The sequence below is a fragment of the Acetobacter senegalensis genome, from assembly GCF_001580995.1.
Lineage (GTDB): Bacteria > Pseudomonadota > Alphaproteobacteria > Acetobacterales > Acetobacteraceae > Acetobacter > Acetobacter senegalensis.
In genome coordinates this window covers 84,812-104,738 of the sequence record NZ_LHZU01000147.1, presented here as the reverse complement: position 1 = coordinate 104,738, position 19,927 = coordinate 84,812, and the positions used below count along the sequence as shown (strand labels likewise).

The 19,927-nt window shown below is 53.3% G+C and carries 16 protein-coding genes; 13 read left to right on the top strand and 3 right to left on the bottom strand.

The window, feature by feature from the left end; all coding sequences use genetic code 11:
* Window position 1 precedes the first annotated feature (1 nt).
* The 4 genes from nuoL (at window position 2) to AD948_RS16175 (ending at window position 5,529) form a co-directional block, all read left to right on the top strand.
* A complete protein-coding gene (gene nuoL, locus AD948_RS16190; RefSeq protein ID WP_061472692.1) occupies window positions 2-1,960 on the top strand; it encodes an NADH-quinone oxidoreductase subunit L in 1,959 nt (652 codons plus the stop codon).
* On the top strand, window positions 1,957-3,465 hold the full coding sequence (locus AD948_RS16185; RefSeq protein WP_061472691.1) for a complex I subunit 4 family protein: 1,509 nt from the start codon (window positions 1,957-1,959) through the stop codon (window positions 3,463-3,465). The genes nuoL and AD948_RS16185 overlap by 4 nt, the downstream gene beginning before the upstream one ends.
* Window positions 3,462-4,928 (top strand): NADH-quinone oxidoreductase subunit N, encoded by a 1,467-nt coding sequence (locus AD948_RS16180; RefSeq protein WP_061472690.1) that lies wholly within the window; start codon window positions 3,462-3,464, stop codon window positions 4,926-4,928. Before AD948_RS16185 ends, AD948_RS16180 begins: the two co-directional genes overlap by 4 nt.
* Before the next feature lie 79 nt (window positions 4,929-5,007).
* Entirely contained in the window at window positions 5,008-5,529 is a 522-nt protein-coding gene (locus AD948_RS16175; protein WP_061472732.1) for a CBS domain-containing protein, read from the top strand.
* Window positions 5,530-5,667: 138 nt separating this feature from the next.
* Here the strand turns inward: AD948_RS16175 and AD948_RS16170 are convergent, their stop codons facing one another.
* The 3 genes from AD948_RS16170 to exbB are packed head-to-tail and all read right to left on the bottom strand — an operon-like array spanning window position 5,668 to window position 7,754.
* On the bottom strand, window positions 5,668-6,528 hold the full coding sequence (locus tag AD948_RS16170; protein ID WP_061472689.1) for an energy transducer TonB: 861 nt from the start codon (window positions 6,526-6,528) through the stop codon (window positions 5,668-5,670).
* Window positions 6,525-6,998 (bottom strand): TonB system transport protein ExbD, encoded by a 474-nt coding sequence (exbD, locus tag AD948_RS16165; protein ID WP_061470851.1) that lies wholly within the window; start codon window positions 6,996-6,998, stop codon window positions 6,525-6,527. Before exbD ends, AD948_RS16170 begins: the two co-directional genes overlap by 4 nt.
* A 6-nt stretch (window positions 6,999-7,004) precedes the next feature.
* Window positions 7,005-7,754, bottom strand: a complete 750-nt coding sequence (exbB, locus tag AD948_RS16160; protein WP_061472688.1) for a tonB-system energizer ExbB — start codon at window positions 7,752-7,754, stop codon at window positions 7,005-7,007.
* A gap of 1,078 nt (window positions 7,755-8,832) precedes the next feature.
* On the opposite strand from exbB, the gene AD948_RS16155 reads away from it, so the two are divergent.
* The 9 genes from AD948_RS16155 to AD948_RS16120 all read left to right on the top strand — a co-directional run bounded on the left by AD948_RS16155 (window position 8,833) and on the right by AD948_RS16120 (window position 19,919).
* Window positions 8,833-10,251 (top strand): LLM class flavin-dependent oxidoreductase, encoded by a 1,419-nt coding sequence (locus tag AD948_RS16155; RefSeq protein WP_061472687.1) that lies wholly within the window; start codon window positions 8,833-8,835, stop codon window positions 10,249-10,251.
* Between the two features lies 1 nt (window position 10,252).
* Complete coding sequence (gene ssuD / locus AD948_RS16150; RefSeq protein WP_061472686.1) at window positions 10,253-11,419, top strand: FMNH2-dependent alkanesulfonate monooxygenase; 1,167 nt, start codon at window positions 10,253-10,255, stop codon at window positions 11,417-11,419.
* Window positions 11,420-11,421: 2 nt separating this feature from the next.
* Window positions 11,422-12,852, top strand: coding sequence for an FAD/NAD(P)-binding protein (locus AD948_RS16145; RefSeq protein WP_082782489.1), 1,431 nt, complete (start codon window positions 11,422-11,424; stop codon window positions 12,850-12,852).
* Between the two features lie 31 nt (window positions 12,853-12,883).
* Complete coding sequence (locus AD948_RS16140; protein WP_006557324.1) at window positions 12,884-13,417, top strand: flavin reductase; 534 nt, start codon at window positions 12,884-12,886, stop codon at window positions 13,415-13,417.
* Between the two features lie 135 nt (window positions 13,418-13,552).
* On the top strand, window positions 13,553-15,796 hold the full coding sequence (locus tag AD948_RS16135; protein WP_061472684.1) for a TonB-dependent receptor family protein: 2,244 nt from the start codon (window positions 13,553-13,555) through the stop codon (window positions 15,794-15,796).
* 15 nt (window positions 15,797-15,811) lie between these two features.
* Window positions 15,812-17,194 carry an LLM class flavin-dependent oxidoreductase gene (locus AD948_RS16130; protein ID WP_082782488.1) on the top strand — a complete coding sequence of 461 codons (1,383 nt, stop codon included), beginning with the start codon at window positions 15,812-15,814 and terminating at the stop codon, window positions 17,192-17,194.
* Window positions 17,195-17,210: 16 nt separating this feature from the next.
* On the top strand, window positions 17,211-17,789 hold the full coding sequence (locus AD948_RS18815; RefSeq protein ID WP_248846072.1) for an acyl-CoA dehydrogenase family protein: 579 nt from the start codon (window positions 17,211-17,213) through the stop codon (window positions 17,787-17,789).
* Window positions 17,790-17,831: 42 nt separating this feature from the next.
* Window positions 17,832-18,467, top strand: a complete 636-nt coding sequence (locus AD948_RS18810) for an acyl-CoA dehydrogenase family protein (protein ID WP_248846071.1) — start codon at window positions 17,832-17,834, stop codon at window positions 18,465-18,467.
* Between the two features lie 201 nt (window positions 18,468-18,668).
* Window positions 18,669-19,919 (top strand): acyl-CoA dehydrogenase family protein, encoded by a 1,251-nt coding sequence (locus tag AD948_RS16120; RefSeq protein ID WP_061472683.1) that lies wholly within the window; start codon window positions 18,669-18,671, stop codon window positions 19,917-19,919.
* Window positions 19,920-19,927 lie beyond the last annotated feature (8 nt).

The following is a 19,927-nucleotide window of genomic DNA, read 5'->3' as shown; positions in this document are numbered from 1 at the left end:
CATGCCCTACCTCCTTCCCCTTCTGGTGTTTTTCCCTCTTGCATCAGCCATCTTTCTGTTTGTCACAGCGGGCCGTCTTTCCGCACGAACGGTTGGATGGGTAGCAACGGGAGCCATCGGGTTATCCGCCTTGTGTAGCATCACGCTGGCATGCTTTTTTCTCTTTTCAGCGGTTCCAGCGCCTATCCACATTATCCTCTGGGAATGGATGCACACACAGGCATTCTCTGCGGATATTGCGTTTACTCTTGATCCCGTGTCGCTCGTGATGATCCTCGTCGTTACGATTGTCGGGTTTCTGATTCATCTTTACGCCATACGCTATATGGAGGAAGAACCCGGCATCGCACGGTTCTTCGGCTCCATGACGCTCTTTGTGGCATCCATGCTGGTTCTGGTGCTCGCATCTGATCTGTTCTGCCTGTTTATCGGATGGGAAGGCGTTGGCATATGCTCCTATCTGCTGATCGGGTTCTGGTATGAAAACCCCGTCAATACCGCAGCCGCCCGCAAGGCATTCTACATGACGCGTATCGGAGATACCGCCATGCTATGCGGCCTTCTCCTTCTGGCCACCACAACTGGCTCACTCCATATAGAAACGCTTCTGGCCACCTTGCACGCAGGCCAAATTGGCCCGGACGTTCTGACCGCTGCAACACTGTTTCTGCTGATAGGCGCATTAGCCAAATCTGCCCAAATTCCCTTCCAGACATGGTTGCCAGACGCCATGGCGGGGCCTACCCCAACATCGGCCCTTATCCATGCTGCCACAATGGTCACTGCGGGTATCTACCTGATCGCCCGGCTACATGAACTGTTCACCGCAGCCCCTCTTGTGATGATGCTGACATCCATTATTGGCGCGCTCACCCTCATGATGGCTGCCTGCACGGCCCTTGTGCAAACAGATCTCAAACGTATCCTGGCGTGGTCCACCATCAGTCAGCTTGGCTATATGTTCCTCGCCCTCGGCACGGGCGTCTGGCAGGCCGCCCTTTTTCATCTGATGACCCACGCATTTTTCAAGGCGCTTCTGTTCCTTACAGCGGGTGCTCTCATCGCCCGCCTCCACCACGAGCAGGATATTTTCCGTATGGGGGGGCTATATCGCACCATGCCCGGCCTAACAGTAGCTTTTCTGGCGGGCGCTTCCGCTCTGGCCGGGCTGCCGCTTGTCACGTCCGGCTTCTATAGCAAGGAAATGATCCTCTCCAGCATCTGGAGCGCCCATTTCCCCTTATTGCCTGGTTCGTTTCCACTTGCTCATATTCTATGGGGAATTGCACTGACTGGCGCCTTTCTGACTTCTCTTTATATTTTTCGTTGCATTTTCATTGTTTTTTTCAACACCCACAAAACAGAAAGCACCGGTTCAACCCCGCGTCTTATGGCTATTCCGCTTGCGTGCCTCTCCTTTCTCTCCCTGTTTGGAGGAGTCATCGAAATGCCAGACACACTTGCCCCCATTCACCTCTTTACCCACTTTTTATCCGCCCCCCTCCCTCATGCGGAAGAACCTGTGTGGCTCCTTCTGGCTGGAGCGTCAGCCCCCATTGCTGGCGTGGTCATTGCATGGGTGCTCTGGGGCCGCGCTACGCCTGTCATGCAGGAAATTCCCGGTCAGGCCACCATCATCCGGGTGGCAAAGGAAGGCTGGGGCGTAGATGCCCTGTATGCTTTTCTCTTCGTGCAGCCTTTCAGATTTCTGGTCTGGCTCACCCGGCATGATGTTCTTGATTACCTTATTACGGGCATCGGCAGAATGGTCCGTGCCATCAGCTCTTTTCTTGAACATACCCGCACCCGTTTTCTTACGCTTTCCTCGGGCAGAACCACACTCCTTCTTCAGAGCGGAGATACCCTTCTGGCCCGCGTCCAGAACGGGCGTGTCCGGTGGTATGCCGCATGGATCGTCGCAGGCCTCTGCGCCGCCCTCGCCTCAGGAGTTGTACCATGAACCCGCTCCCGGCCCTTGTGCTTCTGCCCTTGCTGGGTGGTACTGTTGCCTGGTTGGCTGACCGTTCAAATACGGCCAACCAGCAGCCCACCAGGAACATCTCCTGGCGCATCACTCTGATGGTGCTGACACTGGAAACAGTGTTATTGCTTATCACCACCTTCAGGCACCATACCCTGCCAGGGCCATGGCTAGATCATTTTTCCATACCGTGGATCCCCGTCATGGGCATCGCCTTCCAGTTGGATATGGATGGCCTTTCCCTTTCCTTGCTATGGCTCTCTCTCATCCTCTCCTTTCCCTGCGTTCTTCTCGCCACCCGACAAATCACCACCGATGCAGGTGCTTTCCATTTTCTGTTTCTCGCCACTCTTACCGGCATCATCGGAACATTTCTGGCCACGGACCTCTTTCTCTTCTTCTTTCTTTGGGAACTCATGCTTGTCCCAATGTTTGTTCTGATCTCCGCATGGGGGCATGAAGATAGACACCGCGCAGCAATCAGGTTTTTTCTCTTCACACAGGGCAGCGGGCTGCTCATGCTTCTGTCCATTCTGGGTCTTGTCATTACGCACTACCGGGAGACCGGACTACTTACGTTCAATTACTTTGCACTCGCCAACACCCCTCTTTCTCCCTTCCTTTCCATGCTGCTTATGCTGGGGTTCTTTATTGCGTTTGCAGTGAAACTTCCGGTCGTCCCCGTGCATGTCTGGCTGCCCGCCGCCCACACGCAGGCCCCTACTGCCGCCAGTGTTCTCCTCGCGGGCCTTATGCTCAAAACCGGGGGCTACGGCATGATCCGCTTTAACCTCATGCTCTTTCCAGAGGCTGCAATCCGCTTTGCTCCCGTCGCAATGGGGCTGGGTATTGCAGGCATTCTGTATGGCGCGTGGCTGTCCTGCGCTCAAAACGATGTTAAACGCCTGATTGCCTACAGCAGCATCAGCCACATGGGGTTCGTTCTGTTGGGAATTTTCACAGGGTCCAATACCGGTTTGCAGGGCGCTATTATCCAGATGCTGGCACATGGCCTGAGCACCGGAGCACTCTTTATCATCGCCGGTTCCATTCAGGACCGTCTCCACACCAGGGATATGGCACAAATTGGCGGCCTGTGGGCTTCTCTGCCCCGGCTTTCAAGCGCGGGGCTATTTTTTGCCGTCGCATCTCTTGGCATGCCCGGTTTGGGAAACTTTACCGGAGAATTTCTGGTTCTGCTTGCAACGTGGCATGTCAATTCCATCGTGGCCGCGCTCACCGCAACCGGGCTCGTGCTGGCAGCCATCTATTCGCTCCGTATGGTAAACCGAATTTTCATGGCCCCAAGCCGAACATCCCCCAGTCATGCAAAAGATTTTTCAGCAGGACAGATGACTATTCTTGGCGCGCTCATGATCCTTCTGGTCGTGCTCGGCGTGCACCCTCAACCAATCATGACCTTATCCATGCCGTCACCTCTTTCTGCTCCACCTCTCTCTGATGGAGGAGGAGACACGCAATGATCACGCATGATCTGTTCCTGCCTTTGCCGCTCCCTCTTCTTTCTGTCGGCACCATGCTCCTGCTCACGGCCATCGCATGGCGTCGCTCAACAACACGTAGCCTGACACTTGCTTTAGTGACACTCGTCCTGTCCCTCGGCGGCATTGGTTATCATGTCGGCACACCACACCCCGAAGGCTTGTCCCTCTTTGTGCAGGACCGCTGGGCAAACTATACTGCTCTTCTCATCCTGCTTTCGTCTCTAAGTATTCTTCTTATGTCATGGCGGGATCTGGAGCAGGATAAAACACATCCAACCGACGAATATCCTCTCCTACTTGTTCTGGGCACATTAGGCGCGATTTCTATGGTTTTCAGCGCAAATTATCTCCCCTTCTTTCTGGGGGTTGAGATACTGGCGCTCTCCCTTATGGGGCTTGTGGCATCTCGCTATTCCCGTTTGACAGAGGCCAGTGAAGCCTCCATGAAATATCTGATTCTTTCAGGAATATCGTCCGCCATTCTTCTGTTTGGCATCGGTCTGGCTTATGCCAGCACTGGCTCCCTTCTGTTCAGCCCTCCCCCTTCAGGCAATGCCAACGCCATCCCGGCCATTGCAACCATCATGATCCTTGTGGGAGTTTTCTTTAAACTCTCTGCCGTGCCTTTTCATATGTGGCTGCCAGATGTCATGGACGGTGCGCCGCCGCCGGTTGCTGCATTCATGGCTGTGGTTTCAAAAATAGCCATTTTCTCGTCTCTTGTTCGCTATTTCGGCACAGGGGATACTCCCGGGTATCTGCATGGCATCCTGTCCGCCGTGATCATTCTGACTATTCTCGGCGGCAATTTTCTGGCCTTGCGTCAAACCAATCTCATCCGTCTTATGGCGTGTTCGTCAATCGCGCATGTCGGTTATCTGCTTATTGCTTTTTTTTCGCCCGGACAGTTGAGATCAGAAGCGATCACACTCTATCTCGCAGCCTATGCCGCAAGCACTTTAGGAATTTTCGCCATTATCTGCGCCTTTGCTCTGACGGAGAATTCACTCCCCAATACTATTACTGACTGGAGAGGCCTATTTTACACCCGCCCTTTTCTGGCAACAACCTTATCCCTGATGATCCTTTCGCTGGCTGGCATTCCACCGGGAATTGGATTTTTCGCAAAATTTGAGGTCGCCGCAACCGGTGTGGAACGTCAGCAGACACTTCTGCTTGCTGCCCTTGTTATTGGGAGCATCATCGGCCTGTATTATTATCTCTCTATTGTCCGTGTCCTTATGGGCACGCAGAACACGCCCTCGTTACAAGTTAAAAAAAGTCAGTCTCCGGAACTGACAACTCTTATCGTCGTTTTGACTTTGATAGTGGTTGTGGGTGGAATTTTCCCTGCCCGGATGCTTCCGCAGGTTCTGCCGTCCCCACCATTACCACAAAATGAACTTATAAGTATTCAAGAGCCAATGCAGCCCAGCCTTTAATATGGCCGCATACAAACAATGCCTTCTGACTTCAAAAACATTCCATCTCTTCACGCAAAATACAGAAGGAACAGTTCCTATGTCTTCTCGTGTTTTTCATATTCTGGCCCAGAAAGGAAATGTGGTCCTCACCGTCAAGGAAGACGATCCTGTCCTTTCTGTCGCCAATTTGCTGATCCGTCATAATATTGGTGGCGCACCAGTTATGGGCGCTAATGGCGCACTTGCGGGAATGGTTTCGGAACGTGCCATTGTTAACGCACTCACCCAATATGGCCCCAACATCGCATCCCTGACGGCAAAAGAGATCATGCTGAAAGAGACGCCAACCGCTTCACCTGACGACAACATATTTGACATCGCCAATCGAATGACATGGTCTCGCAGCCGTCATGTTCCGGTTCTTGAAGACGGAAAGCTCGTAGGTCTGGTCAGTATTGGCGATATCGTCAAATTACGGGCAGAAAATGCAGAGCAGGAGGCTCAGGAACTTCAGGATTACGTCACTGGCAGCAACCATGCAGCAGTCAAACCTCATGACGATAGCCCTCGCACCTCCTCTAAAGCTCAACATAAAATTCGCACCAACTATAGAAACTAAAATAACACCCCCTGACAGAGCGGAAGTCTTTCAACCTCAAAGACAAATTAGATAAGACAATAAAAATAGAGTATTTTTGATAAATACTTAAATTAGAAAACCTATAAACTCTAAAAATATTCCGCGAATAATTCGCTATCATTTCCCTTTTTCTATGTAAAATTCAATCGGCACGGTGAGAGTAATAGGGTCTCCTTGAACACTATCTGGCGGAACCGGAAGAGGCTCGGCACGGCGCACCAACGCCATCGCTTCCTGATCCAGCAAAGCATGGCCGGAACTGCCTTGAATGTGAGCAGACAAGACATGACCTTTACGATCCATGGAGAAACGCAGCATTGGTACGCCCTCCTGATGATCAGCCATAGCCTCCGACGGATACCGCTTGTACTTCTCCAGCCGAGCTAACAAATCACCTTGCCACGTTGCCGGGCTTTGAGACGCATGTGATGATGACTGGCCTGAAGCAGAAGTAGCCTGAGCAGCCGCCGGAGGTGCTTCTGTCGCGGGCGGTGCTGTTACTTCCTCTGCTGGTGGCGTTTTATCTGGCACCGGCTGTTTCAGATGCGGCGCAGGTTTGTGTTTCTTCACAATTTTGCGCGGCTTTTCTGGTTTGGGCACCGGCACTGGTGGATTGGCTGCGGGTGATGGCGGGGCCGATATCTTGGGCGGCTCCTCCGGTGCCGGGTCTGGTTCCGAGAGGGTCTGCTGCGGGCCGGGCGGCACATCCGTTGGAGGAGACGGTGTGGACACTGGCTCCGGCGCCATATCAAGGGCAATGGCCGCAGGTGGAGGTTCCGGCACGGGCACCACAACCGGAGGCAGCCGCATGATCCATGCCACCGCCCCGCCTGTCACCATCAGCACCGCCACAAAGGATATCCCCCAGCGAAGCGCTTCCTCCTGGCGGATATGGCGGGTATGGGCTTTCTGCCACTCGGCAAAAGACTGTGACAGGTGCACGGTTTTTTCGCCCTGCTCGGCAACCGCCGTGGTCATGGCGTCTCCCCTGCCGGGGTGGGCGCGTTGGACGGAGCAGCCGGTGCGGCCCCTTCTTCCTGCCCCTGCAGATTGACCAGCGCCACCTTGAGGTATCCGGCAGAGCGCAGCTTGTCCATCACGCCCATCAGTGTGCCGTAATCCACCGTTTTGTCGGCCCGCAGGAAGATCCGTTCGTCCTTGTTGCCTTTCGTCGCCGTCTCCAGCGCACCGGCAAGCGCGTCCGCACCGATATCGTCCTCGCCCAGCGCCAGACCGTGATCGGCCTTGACAGTCAGAAACACGGGATCATCCGGCCGGGGTGTGGGCTTTTCGGTGGAGGACGGCAGATCAACCGGCACGTTCACCGTGGTCAGCGGGGCCGTGACCATGAAGATCACCAGCAGAACCAGCATCACATCAATGAACGGCGTGACATTGATCTCACTGGCCTCATGCGGGTTTTCATCAGTGTGACGGATGCGGATCATGCCCCGTCACTCCCCGGCCATGCGGCTGACACCAAAGCGCACCACCTGCCCGCTTTCCAGTTGCGCCTGCATCCGCCCCAGATCGCGCGAGACCAGCCGCATGACCAGCGAGGTCAGATCCGCCACCTGCGCCCGGCACGCGGCGGACTGACGTGCAAGATGGTTGTAGATGATCACCGCCGGAATGGCCGCCACCAACCCCAGAGCCGTGGCCAGAAGCGCTTCGGCAATGCCGGGCGCCACCACCGCCAGACTGGTCGCCTTACTGGCGGCAATGCCGGTAAAGGAGGTCATGATCCCCCACACCGTGCCAAACAGACCAATAAAGGGTGATGTTGCGCCGATGGTGGCCAGCAGGCCCGTGCCACGCATCAGACGGCGGCCTTCCGCCGCTTCCAGACGTTCAAGATGCAGCACGATCCGCTCCTTCAAACCCTCGCGGTCATCGGGAATATCCTGTGAGCGTTCGCGCTCCGTTTCCGCGGCCATCACCAGCGCATGGGCAATCCCGGCACCGCGCGTGTGCTCTTCTCCCAGATCCAGCGTTCCCGCTTCCTCCAGCGCCCGCTCCGCCCGGCCCAGCTTCAGCCGCACACGCACCAGTTCAACCGTTATGGCAAAAAAGACCGTCCACGTCAGCAGGGATGCCAACGCCAGAAGAACCATCACACACCGGACAACAGGCCCGGCATTCATAAACATTTCCCACGGAGAAAACGAAATATTGGTGAGAACTGGGGAGGCTGATGTTGGCATGGAGAAACCAGCACTTTCAAAACATGAAGAAATACAACTCCATGCGAGAGATCTCAGATACGCCCTTTCTTAACTCAATGGCGCAACAACCTGCTGTATCTCTGACACATGAAAAATTTCACACAGTGATAACAAAGCCGCTCAAAACCCGCAAGTGCGAATCACTATCATTATTATCGTCCTTATTCTGCTTGCAAAACAGACCTCGTACCTATCCCTCAGAAGGAATGACCACTAAATTTATTATTTAAAATCATATTACTAGAAGATAGAAAGAGACTAACCACGCCCCCACTTCGCCAGATCAGTAATAACCCCTGATGACAACCTGTGGGTCTGAAGATCTCGTTCAATCCCAAACAGCGCCCTAACCCCCGCCGTCGGTCAAATAAGGTCGTTCTTCTTTTTGCCGACTACCCCAAGGGCCATCGCACAAAGAAAGCCACGATACTTGTTCCTCATATGTATCTCTTCCTCCACATGGGCAGGAGGTTGATCGCACCGGCTGCCCTCTCCAATACTGCTGGTTTAGGGCCTTGCCTGTTTAAAGCGGCGTGCGTCGAAACGGCATATGAAGCACTCCTTACGTGCGCAGCAGCAACTGAACATGGACTGACGGGAGCTCTGTTTCCACATAACCCCCGTTAAAGATGACTCAGCCCCCTCCCATCTTGCGGGAGCAGATTACCGTCATCTTCCAAATGTGATCGCCCGCAAACACTCTCCGCATCCAACGCGCAGAGCCTGCGTTGAATAGATCCCCATGCAGATAACACGCTGGCAGCCCGACTGAATCTGGTTATCGGCATCCCGGCCTTTCAACACAATGGGGCGATAATTTTCTTTATAACAAATTTAAGTCGTGAGTTTTTGTTTGACTCACGCGATGTCGTTGTTACTATTCATTATGTACTATTTTGTGTGGTTATTTAAGGAGTCTGCGGTGCTTACGTCTCTTGCCTTTTTCTCTTCCGGCTCCTTTCCGCTCCACTCCGCAACCTGCCGTGCCGTCACCCTCTCTGCCCCGCCTTATCAGCCGACCTTGAGACCACTTCGTCACGCAGTCTGAGCCAAAACCATGAAACAACTGCACGTAAATCTGTTTGAAATGGCCTGCGTCAGCCACATCGTGCATGGCATGTGGCGTGCGCCGGGCAATAACCGCCATCGCTATAGTGAAATGGAGCATTGGCTTGAAACGGCCAAACTGGCCGAAGCCGGTCTGTTTGACGCAGTTTTTCTGGCTGACGTAATTGGCACTTATGACCGGTTTGGAGAAAGCAACGATGCCGCCCTGCGGGAGGCTGTGCAAATTCCTAATCTTGATCCGCTCCTGCTTGTCCCGGCCATGGCGGCTGTCACCAAGAATATCGGTTTTGGTGTTACATTTTCCACCACCTATGAGCCCCCTTTCGCCTTTGCACGCCGCATGGGAACGCTTGATCTGCTCACACAAGGGCGGGTGGGCTGGAATATTGTCACCTCCTACTTAAGGAGTGCCGCGCAGAATTTCGGTCTGGATGATGAGATCCCGCATGATGAACGTTATGCCATTGCGGACGAATATATGGATGTCCTCTATAAGCTCTGGGAAGGCAGTTGGGATGACAACGCCGTTCTGAAAGACGCTGCAGCAGGCATTTATACAAATCCTTCAGCAGTCCGTTCCATTAACCACACAGGGCCTAATTTTCGGGTTGCTGGGCCGCACCTTGTGGAACCATCCCGGCAACGGACACCTTTACTGTTTCAGGCAACCGGCTCATCAGCAGGGTTGGAATTTGCAGCCCGACACGCCGAGGTTGTGTTTATTGGCGGCCGCACGACTGAGGAAGTACGCCGCAACATTGCCAAAACACGCGAACAGGCCGTGGCTCATGGTCGAAAGCCAGACGATATTCGGTTCATCGTCATGGCTGGCATTATTGTTGATGAAACAGATGCCCTCGCCGCCAAAAAGCTGGAACACTATCGCCGTTACTACAGCGTAGAAGGCGCACTTGTTCACGCTCAGGCTGAAATTGACCTCCGGCGCTATGATGTAAACGAGCGCATAGGGGATGTCCTGCTACGTGAGGGTCAGAGCTTTGGGAACATGGGCCGTCGCTTCCGCCCGGATCAAACCATTGGTAGCGCACTCAAACAGATAGCGTCGTTTGATGAGGGACGCTTCTTTGTTGTCGGCTCCCCCACGACTGTCGCTGATCAGATCGAGAACTGGCTGGACGTCGATGGTATTGATGGCATCAATCTGCGGCAGTACCACTCCTTTGAGACTGCAAGGGATTTTATTTCCCTCGTCGTGCCTGAACTTCAGCAGCGTGGTCGCTACCGTACAGCTTACACGCCAAACGAGACCCTGCGCGAACGTCTTTTTGAACCCGGAAGAACACGGCTGCCCGCATACCATTTTGGCGCGCGCTACCGGGACCCGCAAAACCTGACGGCTCCAGCGGCCCCTCTCTTTTCTTCCTTGCCCTTTTCCAAGGCGTCCTGACATGTCTTTTTCTATTCCTGATAAAATCAACGTTCTATGGTTTTTGCCTACCCATGGTGACAGCCGTTATCTTGGCACCCAGAAAGGGGGGCGTCCGGTAGATCTTCCTTACCTGCAGCAGGTGGCAAAAGCGGCCGATACCCTTGGATATTATGGAGTACTGATACCAACAGGCCGCAGTTGTGAAGATAGTTGGGTTGTAGCCTCGGCCCTCGCGCCCATTACGGAACGGCTGCGCTATCTTATTGCGGTCCGGCCCGGGCTGCTTTCCCCTACTCTCGCCGCACGGATGACAGCAACACTGGACCGTTTCTCTGAAGGCCGTCTGCTGATCAACATTGTCACCGGGGGAGACCCGGCAGAAAATGCGGGCGACGGATTTTTTGCCGACCACGCTACACGCTATGAAATTACAGATGAATTTCTCAATATCTACCGAGCCCTTTTGCATGGAGAGCATGTCAATTACGTTGGGAAACACTTCAAGATAGATGATGGCCACATTCTGTTTCCGTCTTTCCAGAAAAATGGTCCCCCACTCTATTTCGGCGGCTCCTCTGAGGCCGGTGCACATGTCGCCGCCAAGCACATTGATAAATATCTGACATGGGGTGAACCGCCTGCGTTAGTCGCCGAAAAAATAAGCAAAGTACGCCAACTCGCAGAAAAACAGGGACGCGATATCTCCTTTGGCATCCGCCTTCACGTCATTGTTCGAGAAACCGAGCGTGAAGCATGGCAGGAAGCAGACCGCCTTATCAGCCACCTAAGTGACGAAACAATCTCCAAAGCTCAAAAGGTTTTTGCGCGGATGGATTCCGTGGGGCAGGCCCGGATGAGTGCTTTGCATGGCGGCAAACGCGACAAGCTTGAAATCAGCCCCAATCTGTGGGCCGGGGTCGGCCTTGTGCGTGGGGGGGCCGGCACCGCTCTTGTGGGTGACCCGGACACCGTTGCCGAACGCATTGATGAATATCGTCGGCTTGGCATAGACACCTTTATCTTCTCCGGTTACCCGCATCTGGAAGAAGCCTATCAGTTTGGAGAACTGGTCCTGCCGCTTCTGCCAACAGCGCACCCTATTCGGGCAACGTCCAACCTGAACAACATGGGACCTTTTGGTGAAACCATTGCTGGTGATCACCGTCCCGGTTCTCACGCAGCCTGACCATGAGTACGCAGCCTCCTAATATCATAGCCATTATCGGCGGCGGCTTCAGTGGCGCTGCGCTGGCCTGGCATCTGCTCAAGGGGCCCCGTGTCCCCCTGACGGTTCTGGTTTTTGAACCCCGCTCCGTGTTGGGCAGCGGTGTGGCTTACAGCGCAACAGACCCCAACCACCGTATCAATGTTCCTGCCAGCCGCATGAGCATTGATACGGCCCATCCTCTAGACTTCCTTGAATGGCTGGAAGAAACGGGGGCAAACCATCAGGACGACGGGGCCCGGCAACCTGATGGGAATCTCTATCCAGCCCGTAAGGTTTTCGGCCAGTACGTAGCGGCCAGACTGGCCCCCCTGCTGGAAGCTCACCTCCTACGACACATTCCTAGTCTGGTCACTGCGGCGCGGAAAGTATCAACTGGCAAATGGATACTGGAAACTCAGGGCGGGGACGTTTTTGAAGCAGATACTGTCGTTATCGCAACCAGCCACCCAGCACCGCAACTGCCCAGACAATTTGCCGCTTTGGGGGCATTCCTTTCTGCTGAAACGCGTCCTGTTCTGATCAATGATCCGTGGAAACCTGATGGGCTGAGCACAGTCAAACCAGACGACAGGGTTTTGATTATCGGCACAGGCTTGAGCATGGCTGATACTGTGGCCAGCTTGGCGGCACAGGGACACAGAGCACCTATTCTCGCCATATCCCGCCGCGGCCAGAGATCAAAAAGCCATAGTCGGACACCTGTTACAGCAACGGGAGATTTTCTCTCTCCTCCAGCCTCTCGAACCAGAGACGTCCTGCAACGCATACGTAAAATCATTGCAGATAACCCGGACACTCCCTGGCAGGCCTTTCTGGATCGTGTGCGCGAACAGGGGCCTCAAATCTGGAGTTCGCTTGATCAAACGGAGCGGCGTCGGCTCATTCGGCACTTACGTCCTTTTTGGGATACTCATCGCTTCCGTATTTCTCCACAAACCGAAAACATTGTGAATAAGGCACTTCAAGCGGGCATACTTCAGATTAAGGCGGCCCGCGTTATCAAGGTCGAGAAAGAAGGAAAAACCTTCAAGGTCACCTTACGGCTCCGCAACGGCCATACGGACGATCGGGTTGTGGACGCCATAATCACCACAACCGGTCCCGCTCACGTCAATATTCTGCACTCACAGCCATTCCTGAAATCTCTTGCTGCTGAGGGACATATTGAGATGGATCCCTCAGATCTGGGATTGCATGTTTCTGCAGAAGGAAACGCTCAGGTCGGCCCCCAAAAGGACCCTTCTCTTTTTGTTGCGGGCCCCTTGGCACGTGGCCGCTTTGGCGAACTGATGGGGCTGCCAGAAGTCACCTTGTACGCCGAAAGGCTTGCCAACACCATTCGTGCGCAGACTGCCATGCCCGTGCCAGAAAACGCCACCCTGATCTCCTGATGCCACCGCTCTTTTGCTTACGGACCCTAAAATGAACCAGTTTATTGATCCTGCTGCACTTCAGCCGCAATCCATCCCTTCCTCCCAATCTTTTCGGGACGGCATGGCCCTGCTGCCAGGTGCGGTTACCATTGTGACAACTGATGGCAACGCCGGTCAGTATGGATTTACCGCATCAGCCGTGTGCAGTGTGTCTGATAGCCCGCCGACATTATTGGTCTGCATCAATAAAAATACCAGCGCGCATGATCCTATTCTGAAAAATGGCGTTTTAGGCGTTAATGTTCTGACCCACGCGCAGCACCCGCTTTCCAATATTTTCAGCAGTCGCTCCAAATCACAGGAGGCGCGCTTCGCTCATGCGGACTGGTCTTCATACGCCACAGGGGCTCCTCTTCTCCAAGATGCGCTCGTCAATTTTGATTGCCGTATTGCGCATGTTGTTGAGTCAGGATCGCACTCTGTCGTTTTCGCCCATATCCTCCATGTCAACGCTTCCGATACACACCACCCCGGCCTGATCTGGTTCCGGCGCAACTATGCCCACACTCATATTCCTGAATAAAACTGGAAAATCCTCATGATAAAGCACTCATTTCCACACAGTAGAGACCTTACTCCTGCACAGGAATGCTGTTGATGCTGCTTTTCCGTTGGCCTTCCCCCGTAATATCTCTTCTTTCTGACAGAAAGTCCTCCCATGCTCAGGTTTTCTTTCTCTCCTCCTAAATTTTCTGAGCGCGGCTCCTCCCTTCCACGGCATGCAGCGCTGGCATATGCATTTTTGAGCATGCTTCCACCCGCAGCCCAGGCAGCAGAACATTCTTCATCTCCTCCTGCGGACACATCAAAGCCACGCCACCCTGCCCCCGCCTCTTCTCCCAACAAACCCGTAGCTCAGACACGCGCAACCAATAGAGAAGAAATATCCGTTTCAACGCAGCGGCGTTCTGATGCACAAGTTGCCCAAAGTCATCTCCGTAGCATTCCAGGCGCAGCGACCGTTATTGATGCGCAGCAGATTCTGAAAGGCCGGAATCTCACCAATGCGGATACGCTGGCATTTCAGCCGGGCGTTTTTGCTCAGGCTTCAGGCGGTGGTGACGGTCTGCGCATCTCGGTTCGCGGGTCTGGTATCCAGACAGGCGTCAACTATTTTCGCTCTGGCATGCTCATGATGTTTGACGGTCTGCCTGTCACCACGCCCGCAGGCACCCCCTACGAACTATTTGAAAGCCTTGGCCTGCAATATACAGAGGTCTTGCGAGGCGCGAATGCCTTTGATTACGGTGGCATGCAACTCGGCGGTGCCATCAATTATGTGACCCAGACAGGATATAACTCCCAGAAATATCAGGCGCGTGCAGAAGCCGGAAGTTTCGGCTACGTCAAAGAGCAGCTGAGTTCCGGGCAGGTTCTCGGCAAATTTGATTATTATATCAGCCTCACCAACTCCTACCGTGGTGGCTATCAACATAATACGGAAGCAACCAGCTTTGGCGTAAATGCCAATTTTGGCTATAAATTTAATGATCGTGTTTCAACCCGCCTTTTCTTCCGTTATCGCCAGACCCGCAATGGTTGGGCTGGTTTCTTGACACGTGATCAAATCCTGAAAAATCCCAAACAGGCCCAACAGCCATATCAGGAATGGGGATCAAACCGTATTCAGCCTGGCACCAAATATTACGCGGATATGACCACCATCAAAATTGATGATAAATCCAAAATTGAATTGGGCTTTAATTATCAAGATGCTCCAATTGATATCCAGTACGGACGGTTTTCACAAGTCTGGGGATATAAAACTGTTGCCGGTGTGCTGAATTATGATCGGCATGATGTTCTGGGCGGCCATAAAAGTGACACGCGCTTTGGCATTCTAACCTATACTGACCTTGAAGCCTGGCAAACCAACCGTGTACGTGTGCAGTCAGGAAATTTTGCAGGATATCCCATAGGCACGTCTCTAAGGCATGTCACTTATGGCGGAACAGAGAACTACTTTCATATTCGCAATAACACGGAATTATTTCATAATTTCTGGCTTACTACAGCCGGCGCGCTCGCCTTTATTCAGAAATCTTCCGATGTTCCCTCTCCGGGGCCGAGCAACCCGTTCAAAACCTCTTCCATCAATTTCATTCCCCGCGCCGGCTTCCGCTATCAACCGGACAAGCATGTCGAAATTTACGGAAATGTCAGCCGCAGCCTTCAACCCCCCAATGACTGGAACTACAACTACGCTGGTTCCTATTATCCCAGCACGTCCTTGCAGTCTGGTATGAATGCCACTGCCGGAAAATTGCGTAACCAGACAGCCACAACATTTGAAATTGGCACAACGGGGCATTATGCCGGCAATCAGTGGGCACTCACCTATTATCATTCTTCTGTGCATAATGAATTGCTGGCCGTTATGACGCCAGAATCACAAGCACAGGGCACATCCATTTATGGCAACGCCTCTCCAACCGAACATCAAGGTGTGGAATTTTCTCTCGACAGCACATTGTATAAATGGAAAGGCAATCGTCTGTCCCTGCGTAATGCTTACACATGGCAGGATTTTCATTACAAGCATGATCCTGTATTCGGGCATAATCGCCTTCCCGGCATTCCGGAACATTTCTACCAGGGCGGCATAAATCTGGATCTGGCAAACGGATTTTATGCCGGTTTTGATGCTCAGGTTTCGTCCAAAGTCGGCGCTGCGTATGACATGACGTATTTTGCCCCGTCCTACCATCTCTTCAATGCGCATCTGGGTTATTCCTGGCCCCACAAGCACAGAACAGTTTTTCTGAACTTCAATAATCTGGCCAACACCCATTACGCCTCCATCGTCGTGCCCGGATACATTGCTGGCGGCTCCCAGCTTTCTGTCATGCAGCCAGGTGATGGTTTTGGTGTGTTCGGCGGCATTTCTCTCGGTTTCAACTGAACAGGAAAAACGAAAATGGCCGAGATACGCCTGAATGCTTTTGATATGAACTGCGTGTCCCATCAAGCCAGCGGATTATGGCGGCACCCCCGAGACCGATCAGCACAGTATCGCTCGCTTCGGTACTGGACTGACCTTGCCCGCACATTGGAACGAGGATTGTTTGACTCCCTGTTTCTGGCTGATGTCCTGGGCGTTTATGATGTCTATGGGCATAGTCCCGATGCTGCTTTGCGCAACGGTGCCCAAATCCCGGTTAATGACCCCGCCATGCTGATTTCCGCCATGGCAGGTGTCACCGAACATCTCGGCTTTGGGCTTACGGCAACCCTCTCATACGAACATCCCTTCCCATTTGCGCGGCGTATGTCGACACTGGATCACCTGACTGAAGGGCGCATTGGCTGGAACATTGTGACAGGTTACCTGAACAGTGCGGCCAAAAGCACCGGAAAGCAGGTGCAGACCAAGCATGATCAACGCTACGCAATAGCTGACGACTATATGGACGTTGTCTATAAGCTTTGGGAAGAAAGCTGGGAACAAGACGCCGTTTTACGTGACAAACAACGAGGTATTTTTACCGACCCGTCAAAAGTTCACCGTATTCAGCATGATGGTCCCTTTTTCTCATTAGATGCCATTCATCTTGCCGAACCCTCTCCTCAACGCACTCCCGTGCTTTTCCAAGCTGGGGCCTCGGCGCGCGGTCAACAGTTTGCTGCAACACACGCTGAATGTGTATTCGTGGCCGGTCCTTCTCAAGACACAGTTGCCAAGACTGTCCGCTCCCTTCGGGCTGCTGCGCAGCAGACTGGCAGAACCAAGAAGACACCATTGGTTTTTTCCCTCCTCACCATTGTTACCGCCCCTACCGAGGAAGAGGCTTTTGCAAAATATCGCGACTATCAAAGCTATATCAGTGAAGAGGGAGCGCTTACTTTGCTTTCGGGCTGGACCGGTATCGATTTTTCCGCATACAAGCCGACAGACCCCGTGCGTCATATTCGGAGTGATGCCATCCATTCCGCCATGGATTCCCTGACAGTGTTGAACCCGGACAAAATCTGGACAGTAGGAGAACTGGCACGTCATGCGGCCATTGGCGGCATGGGCATAACATTTGTTGGCAGCCCAACGCAGATTGTTGATCAAATGGAGCAATGGATTGATCAAACTGGCGTTGATGGCTTCAATCTAGCTTACGCCGTTGCTCCAGAAACATTTGAAGACATTGTTGCTCTCATAGTGCCCGAACTCCAACGACGCGGCCGCTATAAACGCGCGTACCAGCCCGGCACACTGCGGCATAAGCTTTTTGGAGCAGGCGACCGTCTCCCCGCCAATCATGCAGGCCGGCAAACCCACGCCACTCCTCCGTTAGCCTCCGCACAGTAATATCAGGTGCTCTGTCATGTCTTTGTCTGATCCGTTTGTTATTGGTTCTGGCTTACCTGTTCCGCCGCCACTCTGGCCCCGCGCCACATCTACCTCCCGCATAGATACCGACGCAGACGCTATTCGTGTCGCGCAGACGTTAGCTGCTCATCTGAAACAAAACGCGGCGGCACGTGAACAGTCTGACCATTTTCCGCTTGAAGAATTAAACCAGTATTCCTCTTCTGGCCTCTGGGGCATTACAGTTCCCCGCTCCCACGGTGGTGCCGGTGTGTCTTACGCCACGCTGGGCACCGTTGTGCAGACTATTGCTGCGGCAGATGGCGCGTTAGCGCAAATCGCCCAGAACCATTGGGCGGCCGTCGCTGTGATTGCGTCATGCGGTACGGAAAACCAGAAAGAAGAACTGTTTGGCCTTATTCTTGACGGAAAGCGCTGCGGGAATGCTTTTTCCGAGCGCGGAAACAAAACATTAACCGATCTCAAGACACAGCTTGCCCGGGAAGGAGATCATGTCATCATAACCGGCAAGAAATATTACTGCACCGGTGCACTGGCAGCAGATCTGGTACCGATTGTTGCCGTTGATGATTAAGGGCTGGCCTGGCTTGCCATAGCGGACCGAAATACAGAAGGATTGACTGTATTAAATGACTGGTCGGCCTTCGGCCAGCGCCAGACAGGCAGCGGTACAGTTCTCCTTGAGAATGTGAAGGTCCCTCTTACGCGCGTAATACCTGCGTGGAAGTCCTATCTCCATGATACTCCGCGTCCAGATAGCGCAATCTCGCAGTTTATTCAGGCTGCCATTGATGCTGGCATAGCACAGGGCGCCCTTGAGGAAACTGTCTCTTTTGTAAAAACGCGCACACGCGCATGGATAGACAGCCATCAGGATCATGCACATGAAGATCCTTACACGCGCCATATTCTTGGGGGTTTATTTGCGCGCTTAAGCGCATGCCGTGCCTTGCTGGACGTAGCGGGAAAAACAATTGACGCAGCACTTATTCACGCTACGCCAGATACAGTCGCCGCAGCCCAAATTGCCACGGCAGAAGCGAAAATTTTCACGACAGAACTGGCAATAGAGGCCACCAACAGATTGTTTGAACTGGCAGGAACTGCCGCTACAGATACGCGCTATAATCTGGACCGTTACTGGCGCAATGCTAGAACTCACACATTACACGATCCAGTGCGGTGGAAATATGCCATAGTCGGAGATTATTACCTCAATGGCACATTTCCTCCACTTCATGCCTGGAGCTGACGCAGTCATCTTACCCGTTGAAAGTAAAGACTTTCAACCGCACACCGTGCAGAACTCATCATAAACCCACTCTTATTTTACCAGATTCTCAACTGTTTTCCGTTTCGTTAAGTGGAATTGTGTTGACTATAAAATAAACACGATAGACTATGATTGTATGGTTATTGTTCATATTTTTTGAGTTATATAGCGAGTCACGTCATGGTTCAGTCCACGCTCTCCGACCACTCAGAAGCTCCCTCCAACCATTTTCAGGCAGTCTTTGACCAGATTGCTGAAGGTGCAATAGACCGCGAGCAAAATCGTATTCTGGCCTATGATGCGGTGGATGCTCTGCGCCAGAGTGGCTTTACGGCCGCCCGTATTCCCCAAGAATTGGGGGGACAAAATTTGCCGTTGCGGGAGACATTCCGTCTACTGGTCAAACTTGCCGCGGCAGATTCAAATCTTCCTCAAATCATAAGGGCGCACTTTGCTTTTGTTGAAGGGGAACGCCAACGCCTTGCAGAAGCCGGAACAGGGTCTTCAGCCGGAAAATGGCTGGAAACAATTCATGCCGGTGCCGTTTTTGGCGCAGCCATGGCTGAACTGGGTAAAGCGACTGAAACCACAACCACCCTGACCCCTAAAGATGGAAAATGGTACCTGAACGGCACCAAATATTATTCTACCGGCAGCCTGTACGCTGATTGGATTGCGGTTGTCGCCGTGCATGATGATAAACGCTACCGCGTGGCTGTCCCCACCACGGCTGCTGGCGTCACCCGTGTGGATGACTGGGACGGCTTTGGCCAGCGCCTCACCGGCAGCGGCACAACCATCTTTGACAATGTCGAACTCTCAGCAGACCAGATTTATCATGTCCTCCCAAAGGATGCCTCACCCATAGATCGGTTTTTCACTGCGTTCTACCAGAACTTTCATCTGGCCACGCTGGCCGGTATCGCACAAGCGGCTCTACGCGAAACCATAGATTTTGTGCGCCCGCGCACGCGTGTTTTCGGTGTTCCGGGCCAGTCTCTTCAGCGTGAAGACCCCCTTGTGCAAACAGTTGTCGGTCGCCTCTCCAGTCTGGCCTTTGCAGCAGAAGCGCTGGTTGATCGGGTCTCCACAACGCTGGAACAGGCTTCTCTTCTTCGGGAGCAAGGCCTGCCAGATACAGTCTCTCAACAGGCGGAACTGGAAGCCTTCCAGGCACAACAGGTTATTATTCCTCTGGTTCTGGATGCAACGACCAGCCTGTTTGAAGTAGGCGGTGCGTCAGCCAGTTCAGAAAAGCGGCGGTTGGACAGGTTCTGGCGTAATGCGCGGGTGCTGGCATCCCACAACCCAGCCATTCAGCGTGCCCGTGAACTGGGAGACTGGGAATTGAACGGCACGCCGCTTGATTCCGGCTGGACCCGCAAGGCGAGTGCGGATGTAAAACACACCCCGCATTTTGCACCAGCCTGACCTTTTTT

What these genes read in the sequence shown, in the direction of transcription:
- nuoL (WP_061472692.1), top strand. Translation starts at nt 2, where the DNA reads ATGCCCTACCTCCTTCCCCTTCTGGTGTTTTTCCCTCTTGCATCAGCC.
- AD948_RS16185 (WP_061472691.1), top strand. Translation starts at nt 1,957, where the DNA reads ATGAACCCGCTCCCGGCCCTTGTGCTTCTGCCCTTGCTGGGTGGTACT.
- AD948_RS16180 (WP_061472690.1), top strand. Translation starts at nt 3,462, where the DNA reads ATGATCACGCATGATCTGTTCCTGCCTTTGCCGCTCCCTCTTCTTTCT.
- AD948_RS16175 (WP_061472732.1), top strand. Translation starts at nt 5,008, where the DNA reads ATGTCTTCTCGTGTTTTTCATATTCTGGCCCAGAAAGGAAATGTGGTC.
- AD948_RS16170 (WP_061472689.1), bottom strand. Translation starts at nt 6,528, where the DNA reads ATGACCACGGCGGTTGCCGAGCAGGGCGAAAAAACCGTGCACCTGTCA.
- exbD (WP_061470851.1), bottom strand. Translation starts at nt 6,998, where the DNA reads ATGATCCGCATCCGTCACACTGATGAAAACCCGCATGAGGCCAGTGAG.
- exbB (WP_061472688.1), bottom strand. Translation starts at nt 7,754, where the DNA reads ATGCCAACATCAGCCTCCCCAGTTCTCACCAATATTTCGTTTTCTCCG.
- AD948_RS16155 (WP_061472687.1), top strand. Translation starts at nt 8,833, where the DNA reads ATGAAACAACTGCACGTAAATCTGTTTGAAATGGCCTGCGTCAGCCAC.
- ssuD (WP_061472686.1), top strand. Translation starts at nt 10,253, where the DNA reads ATGTCTTTTTCTATTCCTGATAAAATCAACGTTCTATGGTTTTTGCCT.
- AD948_RS16145 (WP_082782489.1), top strand. Translation starts at nt 11,422, where the DNA reads ATGAGTACGCAGCCTCCTAATATCATAGCCATTATCGGCGGCGGCTTC.
- AD948_RS16140 (WP_006557324.1), top strand. Translation starts at nt 12,884, where the DNA reads ATGAACCAGTTTATTGATCCTGCTGCACTTCAGCCGCAATCCATCCCT.
- AD948_RS16135 (WP_061472684.1), top strand. Translation starts at nt 13,553, where the DNA reads ATGCTCAGGTTTTCTTTCTCTCCTCCTAAATTTTCTGAGCGCGGCTCC.
- AD948_RS16130 (WP_082782488.1), top strand. Translation starts at nt 15,812, where the DNA reads ATGGCCGAGATACGCCTGAATGCTTTTGATATGAACTGCGTGTCCCAT.
- AD948_RS18815 (WP_248846072.1), top strand. Translation starts at nt 17,211, where the DNA reads ATGTCTTTGTCTGATCCGTTTGTTATTGGTTCTGGCTTACCTGTTCCG.
- AD948_RS16120 (WP_061472683.1), top strand. Translation starts at nt 18,669, where the DNA reads ATGGTTCAGTCCACGCTCTCCGACCACTCAGAAGCTCCCTCCAACCAT.